Origin of the sequence: Kitasatospora sp. NPDC036755, assembly GCF_040636595.1 — a bacterium.
Taxonomy (GTDB): Bacteria; Actinomycetota; Actinomycetes; order Streptomycetales; family Streptomycetaceae; genus Kitasatospora.
On record NZ_JBEZUT010000393.1, the window covers coordinates 1 to 7,348 of the forward strand.

General features: G+C 74.2%; 8 protein-coding genes. 5 read left to right on the forward strand and 3 right to left on the reverse strand.

Annotation, left to right across the window (positions count from 1 at the left end):
- Positions 1 to 198 precede the first annotated feature (198 nt).
- From AB0E96_RS36070 to AB0E96_RS36080, 3 genes are all read left to right on the forward strand, one after another.
- The gene (locus AB0E96_RS36070; RefSeq protein ID WP_359830197.1) at positions 199 to 804 is read left to right on the forward strand and encodes a C40 family peptidase; all 606 of its coding nucleotides are present in this window, start codon (positions 199 to 201) and stop codon (positions 802 to 804) included.
- 66 nt (positions 805 to 870) lie between these two features.
- Entirely contained in the window at positions 871 to 1,416 is a 546-nt protein-coding gene (locus AB0E96_RS36075; protein ID WP_359830199.1) for a GNAT family N-acetyltransferase, read from the forward strand.
- Positions 1,417 to 1,456: 40 nt separating this feature from the next.
- Positions 1,457 to 2,737 carry a GNAT family N-acetyltransferase gene (locus AB0E96_RS36080; protein WP_359830200.1) on the forward strand — a complete coding sequence of 427 codons (1,281 nt, stop codon included), beginning with the start codon at positions 1,457 to 1,459 and terminating at the stop codon, positions 2,735 to 2,737.
- A 62-nt stretch (positions 2,738 to 2,799) separates the two neighbouring features.
- Here AB0E96_RS36080 and AB0E96_RS36085 read toward each other — a convergent pair whose 3' ends face one another.
- Complete coding sequence (locus tag AB0E96_RS36085; protein ID WP_359830202.1) at positions 2,800 to 3,654, reverse strand: TetR family transcriptional regulator; 855 nt, start codon at positions 3,652 to 3,654, stop codon at positions 2,800 to 2,802.
- A gap of 182 nt (positions 3,655 to 3,836) precedes the next feature.
- On the opposite strand from AB0E96_RS36085, the gene AB0E96_RS36090 reads away from it, so the two are divergent.
- Entirely contained in the window at positions 3,837 to 4,409 is a 573-nt protein-coding gene (locus AB0E96_RS36090; protein WP_359830204.1) for a GNAT family N-acetyltransferase, read from the forward strand.
- 56 nt (positions 4,410 to 4,465) lie between these two features.
- Here AB0E96_RS36090 and AB0E96_RS36095 read toward each other — a convergent pair whose 3' ends face one another.
- Positions 4,466 to 4,945: a macro domain-containing protein gene (locus AB0E96_RS36095; protein ID WP_359830206.1), complete on the reverse strand. Its 480-nt coding sequence runs from the start codon at positions 4,943 to 4,945 to the stop codon at positions 4,466 to 4,468.
- A gap of 9 nt (positions 4,946 to 4,954) precedes the next feature.
- Positions 4,955 to 6,295: an MFS transporter gene (locus tag AB0E96_RS36100; protein ID WP_359830208.1), complete on the reverse strand. Its 1,341-nt coding sequence runs from the start codon at positions 6,293 to 6,295 to the stop codon at positions 4,955 to 4,957.
- 114 nt (positions 6,296 to 6,409) lie between these two features.
- On the opposite strand from AB0E96_RS36100, the gene AB0E96_RS36105 reads away from it, so the two are divergent.
- Positions 6,410 to 7,348 (forward strand): LysR family transcriptional regulator (locus AB0E96_RS36105; protein WP_359830210.1); only part of this gene is annotated, 939 nt, incomplete at its 3' end.

Genomic DNA, 7,348 nt, shown 5'->3' on the forward strand with positions numbered 1-7,348 from the left:
TCGCAGGCTGCACTGCCTTCCCGGAGAGTTGGCCCGCCACCTGAAGGCCCGAGGGATCGTGTCGTCCTGTGACGATCTGCCGCCCGCAATGCCTCCGCCGCCGCCCGGGCCGCCACCGAGGCCGCCGGACGGGCCGCCACCGAGGTCGGCGCGGCCAGGGCCAGGGCGGAACAGCGGCTGGCCGCCCAGCAGAACGAGGTGGCCGCCGCCGGGCGGCGCCGCGAGCAACTGCTCGTCGAACTGGCCGCCGCCCGGAACACCACGGTCGAGCTGGAGCGCCAACGCCGGGAGGCCCTGGAGGCGATCGCCGCCCGCGAGGCCGAGGCCGCCGCCCGCGCCGCCGCCGAGCAGGCCGCCCGGGAAGCCGAGGCCGCTGCTGCCGCAGCTGCCGCTGCCGCCAGGGTGCAGGCCGTTCCGCCCGAGGTCCGACCGTGGTCCGCCGAGGGCGCGGCCGCCGCCATCGCCTTCGCCAGGGCCAGGATCGGCCTGCCCTACGTCTGGGGCGGCGAGGGCCCGGGCGGCTACGACTGCTCGGGGCTGACGATGATGGCCTGGCGCGAGGGCGGCCGGCGGCTCAACCACTTCGCCGCCGACCAGTACGCCCAGAGCACTCCGATCGGCTACCGCCAACTGCGTCCCGGCGACCTGGTCTTCTGGAGCGACACCGGGCGCGCCGCCGACATCCACCACGTCGGGCTCTACATCGGCGACGACCAGATGATCGAGGCCCCGCGGGCCGGCATGCCGATCAAGCAGGCCAGCCTCTGGATCATGGGCACCCCGGACTTCTACGCCAGGCCCTGAACCCCCGGTGCCGATGTCGGTGGGCCGCGTTAGCGTGGCCGCTCGGACCGGTGCGGAGGAGGCGTCATGCGACTGCGGGATGTTCGGGCGGGGGACGTCGAGGCGTACGTGAGGATGCGCTGCGACCCGGTGATGATGGCCGAGCTGGGCGGCCCGCTGCCCCGGGAGGCGGTGGAGGCGCGGCTGCGCAAGGACCTCGCCCTGGCGGCCGGGGACACCTCCTGGATCAGGATGATCGTGCCGGACGGCGCCGGGGACGACGAGGTGGCGGGCGCCGTCACGCTCTGGTCGGACCAGGAGGACGGCGTGACGGTCTCCGAGATCGGCTGGATGGTGCTGTCCGAGTACCAGGGCCGCGGCCTGGCCAAGACCGCCGTCCGCCGGGTGCTGGACGACGCCGCCGAGGACGGCCGCTGGGGCGAGGTGCACGCCAACCCGGGGACGACCAACGGGCCGTCCAACGGGATCTGCCGGGCGCTCGGGTTCCGGCTGCTCGGCGAACAGGACGTGGACTTCGCCGACCGCGTCCTGCGCACCAACCACTGGGTGGTGGTGCCGGGCGAGCACAGCGGGTCGGGCGCGGAACGGCGCGGCGGGTCGGGCACGGAATAAATCGGGTGCCGCCCCGGGAGGGCCGCCGTACGGTGGCCCCATGGGCACCAGCATCGATCATTCGGCCGTTGACACCGTGAACGGGCTCCAGGTCCGTGCCGTCTCCCTGGACGAGGTGGAGGCCTGGGACAAGGCGCTCGCCTTCGGGTTCCTGCGCCCGCACAGGGAGCGGGCGACCGAAGTGCGCCGCCGGCAGTGGGAGCCGGGCCGGATGCTGGCCGGCTTCGACGGCGGGTCCCAGATCGCCACCTTCCGCAGCTTCGACACCGAACTGACCGTCCCCGGCGGGGCCGTGGTCCCGGCCGACGCGATCACCAACGTCACGGTGAGCGCCACCCACCGCCGCCGCGGCCTGCTCAGCGCGATGATGCGCCGGGACCTCGCGGCCGCCGCCGAGCGCGGCATGGCGGTCGCCGTGCTGATGGCCGCCGAGTACAACATCTACGGCCGGTTCGGCTTCGGCGCGGCCACCTGGGGCGGCGGCCGGAACATCGACCTGCGCCGCACCCGGGGCCTGCGCGACGGGCTGCCGGGCGTTCCCGGCGGCCGGATCGACTTCGTGGACATGGCGGAGCTGCGCGAACTGGGCGCGGACCTGTACGAGCGCTGGCGGCGCACCCAGCCGGGCGCGATAGGCCGCGACGAGCTGTGGTGGCAGCGCACCGTCGGCGAGGTCCGGGTGCCGGGTTCCGACTTCAAGGAGCCGTTCGCCGCGGTGCACCGGGACGCCGACGGCACGGTCACCGGCCTGGTGCTCTACCGGATCGACCCCAAGTGGGACGGCGCCTACCCCGACGGCACGCTCAGCGTGGACGAGTTCATCGCGCTCGACCTGCCCACCGCGGTCGAGCTGTGGCGTTTCGTGATGTCCGTCGACTGGACGGCCCGGGTCACGGTGTCCAGGCTCGGCCCGGACGACCCGCTGCCGCTGCTGCTCCAGGAGCCGCGCGCGGCCACCCCGCACGAGGACAACGCCGACGAGGTGTGGCTGCGCGTGCTGGACGTCGAGGCGGCGTTCGGCGCCCGGACGTACAACACCTCCGGCCGGGTGGTGCTGGAGGTCGACGACAAGCTCGGCTACGCGTCCGGCCGTTGGGCCCTGGAGGTGGCCGGGGACGGCACCGGCCGCTGTACCAGGACCACGGACGACGCCGACCTGGCGCTCGGCGCCTCGGAGTTGGGCGCGGTCTACCTGGGCGGGCAGACCGTCTCCGGGCTGGCCGCGGCCGCCCTGGTCACCGAGTTGCGCCCGGGTGCGGCGGCCGCCGCGGACGTGCTGCTGCGCACGCCGCTCCGGGCGTGGACGCCGACCGAGTTCTGATCCCCGCTCCGGCGGATCCGGCCGACCCGTCCGCGGGCCGGCCGGATCCGTGCCGGCGGCTACTACTTGACCGCCGTCTTGCCGATGGTGGGCAGGATGAAGTCCTGGATCAGGCCCTTGGCGTCGCGGACGATCGGCCGGAAGACCCGGTAGCGGGACAGGTTGATCACCCGGGCCGCCATGGGGGTGGACCGGCGGACGAACTCCCGCGTCCGCTCGGTGTCCTCGGTGCGGTCGAAGACCCAGTAGAGGACCACGACCATGAGGTGCAGCCAGAGCACGTCGGGCAGCAGGTCGACGAGTTCGGCGTCCAGCTTGGGCGCCAGCTCCGAGCCCTGGAGCACCTCGCGGAACAGCTCGACCGCCGTCGCCCGGGCCGGGTGGGACTCGTTGGAGAACGGGCTCAGCGAGCTGGTCGGGTCGGCGGCGGTGCGGAAGAACTGCGCGGAGAACTCGTGGTACGGCGCGGCCGTGTCGAGCCAGGAGGTCAGCGCGATCTGCAGCCGTTCGGCGAAGTCCCGGGTGTGGGCCATGCGGCGCTTGGCGTCGGCCGCGTGCTCGTAGGTCATCCGGTCGTAGAACCCCTGGATCAGGAATTCCTTCGCCGAGAAGTAGTAGTACGCGTTGCCCACCGAGACGCCGGCCTCGGTGGCGATGGCGCGCATGGTGGTCTTCTCGTAGCCCCGTTCCTGGAACAGCCGCATGGCCGTCTCCAGGATCAGGGCCCGGGTCGCCTCGCTCTTGTCGGTCTTCGGCTGGGCCCGGCCGCCGGGCAGCGGCCCGCCGTCCGGTCCGGGTCCGCCGTCCGGCCGCGGGCCGTTCTCCGGCCCGGGGCCGTTCTCCGGTACGGGCACGGCCGAAGCCTCGGCCGTGCCGTTCTCGCCGTCCGGTCGGTTCGTCGCTGCCAGGTCGTCCACGCGCACGAGCCTAGCCGGAGACGACGTTCCAACCGGTGTCGGTGTTCGTGGTACCGGATGCCCCCTCCGCATCCGGTACCACGACGACCCCCGTCATTTCGAACGCGTTCAAAAGCTGGGTGGAACTGTAGACGCTTCGGTTGAACATGTTCAACTCCATCTCTCTGTGGGAGGCTGGTCACATGATCAGTTCAGGCCAGACCGTCATCCGGCGCGGTGGCGTGCGGGACGCCGAGTCCGTCGCCGAGGTGCACGCCCACAGCTGGCGCACCACCTACCGGGGGATCGTCCCGGCGGAGGGGTTGGGCGACGGGATGGTCGCCCAGCGGCGTGAACTGTGGAAACTGCGTCTGGAGGCCGACTACGGGGAGCCGGAGAACGCACCCGAGCTCCTGATCGCCGAACGGGGCGGCGTGGTGGTCGGGTTCATCTACCTCGTCCCCCAGCCGGACGGCGGGGTGCTGATCGACAACCTGCACGTGCGGCCGGGCCTGAACGGCGGCGGCATCGGTCGCGAACTGCTGACCGCGGGCCGCGCCCATGTCGCCGAGCGGCACCCCGGGGCCGGACTCTCCCTGGAGGTGCTGCGGGACAACACCCGCGCGATCGCCTTCTACGAGCGCGAGGGCGCCGAGCGGGTCCGGGCGCAGGAGGGGGAGTTCCCCGGAGGATTCCTGCTGCCCGAGTACGTGTACGCCTGGCCGGCCGGACGCGTGGCGGTCCGGGCCGACCGGCAGGAGCCGGCGGATCGGTAGGGACGGACCGGTCGGAGCGGATCGGTGGAAGCGGAGGGAGCGCGGGCGCGGTCGGGTCAGCCGATGTCGTAGACCGTCACCGGCACGCCCCGGGCCGTCAGCCGGGCGGTGACCAGCGGTTCGACCCGCTCCCAACGCCCGCCCGCCAGGCCGCAGCCGATCCGCGGCATGTGGACGGAGGCGCCGAGCCGGAGCGCGTGCTCACCGAGCGCGGTCAGAGCGGTGTCGATCGCCTCGTACCGCACCGGCACGCCGGTGGAGCGCCCCGTCCGGATGCCGCGCTGGCCGACCAGGTTGGCCACCCAGACGTGCGGATCGACCGGCACCAGCTGGACGGCGCCGAGACCGAAGTCGTTCGTCGCCCGCTCCCGGTGCCAGCGTCGGTACGCGGCCTCGGGTTCGGGCCAGCGTCTGGAGAGCGCGAGCACGAAGCCCTTGCCCCAGCCGCCGAGGTCGTTGCAGACGTGCGCGATCACCTTCACGCCCTTGCCCTGGGGCGTGGTGGCATCGCCTCGGACGTAAGTGATTTCCCCCATGCCTCGACGTTAGAGGGTGGCACTGACAATCTGCTCGCCATTTTCCGTGGACCCGTCGGGTGCCCCGCCGACCGTGCCCTCGGGTGCCCCGCCGGCCGTACCCTCCGGCCCGGAGCCCGGAGCCCGGCCCGCCCCCTTCCGCACCGCCAGGTGCCGCCGCCCCGCCAGCGCGACCAGCAGCGCGAGCCCGGCGGCGACGGCGGGCAGGACGTAGCCGGTGCCCGGAGCGGCCCGCTCGGCGACCGCCCCGGCGAGCGCCGCGCCCGCCGAGATGCCGACCACGATGCCGGACACCGCCATCGCCATCCCCTCGTTGAACTGCCGCTGCGGCAGCAGCTCCTGGACGAGCGTCATCCCGGTCACCATGGTCGGCGCGGTCGCGGTGCCGGCCGCGAACAGGGCGGCGCCGAGCAGTCCGAGTCCGGTCCCGCCGAGTCCGGCGGCGAGCGGCAGCAGCAGCACCGCGGCCATCGCCGCCGTGCCGAGCAGGAAGCGCCGGCCCGGTGCCCGGCGCGGGGTCAGCAGCCCGAACAGCAGCCCCGCCACGCAGGACCCGGCCGCGACCAGGGCCAGCAGCAGCCCGGCCGACGCCTTGTGGCCGAGCGCGTCGGCGTACGCCACGGTGGTGATCTCGGTCGCGCCGAAGACCATGCCGGTCGCCAGGAAGGTCAGCACCAGCACCCGCAGCCCGGGAACCCGCAGCGGGGAGCCGTGCCGCGTGCCGGTGGACTCCCGGACGGGCAGCGGAGGTTCGGTGCTGCGCTGGGCCGCGAACAGCAGGGCCCCGGCGGTGCCGAGGGTGCCGGCGGCGATCAGCCCGGCCTCCGGGGCGATCGTGGTGCAGAGCAGCATCGCGAGCACCGGTCCGGCCATGAAGCAGAGCTCGTCCAGCGCTTGCTCGAGGGAGTTGGCCAGGTGTCGGGCGGCCGGGTCGTCCCGGTGCAGGTGCGCCCAGCGGGAGCGGGCCATGCCGCCGAGGTTGGGCGCCGCCGAGCAGGCCGCGGAGCAGAGCAGGAGCGTCCAGTCGGGCGCGCCCAGCCGGACGCAGAGCAGCAGGCCGGCCAGGGGAACGGCGTTGTACAGCGCGGCCGGTACCGTCACCCGCGCCTGCCCGTGGCGGTCCACCAGCCGGCCGATCAGCGGCATCCCGATCGCGCCGGCGACCAGTCCGGCCGCCGAGACCGCCCCGGCCAGCCCGTACGAACCGCGCCGCTCGGAGAGCAGCACCACCAGCGCGACGCCGTTCATCGACAGCGCCAGCCGGCCGAGCAGTCCGCTCAGGGTGAAGGCGAGGGCGCCGGGGGTCGCGAACAGCCGCCGGTAGGAGGCGAGGAGGGCGCGCGAGGGCATCGGGCTCCTGTGAGCAAGGGGGGAGGGTGTCCGGACAGCCTGGCGCCGTCGGCGGGCAGCCGTCCAACACCTGTTTCGCCGCACTCACAACACGATGTTGTTAATCTGCCGCCCATGCCCCGCGACCTGCACCCCCGACTGCTGCGCGGCTTCGTCGCGACCGCCGAGACCCTGCACTTCGGCCGGGCCGCCGAGCGGCTGCACACCGCCCAGCAGGCGCTCAGCCGGGACGTCCGGACCCTGGAGGGGCTGCTCGGCGAAGCGCTGTTCACCCGCACCACCCGCAGCGTCGAACTCACCCCGGCGGGGCAGCGGTTGCTGCCCCGGGCCCGCCGGCTCCTCGCCCTGCACGACGAGATCCTCGCCGAGGCCGCGGCCTCGGCCGGGGCGGGGGCCGGCCGGCCGCTGCTGGTCGACCTCAACAGCGACGTCACCGGCCCGGACCTCACCCCCGACCGGGTGCTCGAACGGGCCCGCGCCGCCTGGCCCGAGGGCGAACTGCTGGCCCGCTTCCACGGCGGACTGGCCGCGGCGGCCGCCGAGTTGCTGGCCCACCGGCTGGACGCGGCCTTCGGCCGCTTCGCCGGGCTGCCCGAGCCGGTGCGCGGCCGGCTCGCCCAGCTGCCGGTGCGGTTCGACCGGATGTCGGTGATGATGGCGGACACCCACCCGCTGGCCGACCGGCCGGTGCTGCGCCTGGCCGAGCTGGCCGGGCACCCCGTCGACGTCTGCGCGGGCAACCCGGCCACCACCGAGTGGGCCGATCTGGGCACCCGGCTGCTGCGCGAGCACGGTCTGACGCCGGCGCCGCCGTACGTGCCGCCGGTGGGCGTGGACGAGACCGCCCGTTACCTCGCCCGGCACGGCGATCCGATGCTGACGACGGTCGGCGGGCCGCGGATTCCGGGGGCGGTGACCGTGCCGCTGGTGGAGCCGGTGCCGCTGAGCCTGGTCAGCCTGGTGCACCGGCCCGGCGAGCGTCACCCGGGGCTGCGTCATCGCGGCCAAGGGCTTCGAGGCGGACACCTACTTCGACAAGGCCGCGAAGGACAT